We start from the raw sequence: 315 nt of genomic DNA, 5'->3' as shown, positions 1-315 counted from the left end.
CGAACCGGCCCCGCACACCGTGCGCGACCCGGCGTACGAACGCGACGACGCATCGCTCGGCTGGGACGAGGTGTGCCCGGACCTGTCCGTCGTCCCGGTCACGGGCCACCATCTGTCGCTCCTCGACCCGCCGCACGTCGATGCGATCGCCGCCCATCTGCGGTGGGAGCTCGCGAAGGACCGCCGCTGAATCCGATCCGAGGAGAGCCGCCATGCCCGACCGCACCACAGCATCGTCCCGGGGTACCGCCGGAATGTCCCGACGCGCCGTCACCAGAGCGGCCGCCGCCACCGGCCTGGCCGCCCCCCCCGGCC

At 74.3% G+C, this 315-nt stretch carries 1 protein-coding gene; it reads left to right on the top strand.

Going from position 1 to position 315, the window contains the following annotated elements:
• Window positions 1-190, top strand: a 190-nt coding sequence (locus TN53_RS43650; protein WP_046264494.1) for a hypothetical protein, incomplete at its 5' end; no start/stop codon positions are given.
• Between the last annotated feature and the right edge of the window lie 125 nt (window positions 191-315).

Source organism: Streptomyces sp. WM6386, from assembly GCF_000972385.1.
Lineage (GTDB): Bacteria > Actinomycetota > Actinomycetes > Streptomycetales > Streptomycetaceae > Streptomyces.
The sequence above is the reverse complement of the archived record's forward strand: the minus strand, read 5'-3'. Positions and strand labels throughout refer to the sequence as shown.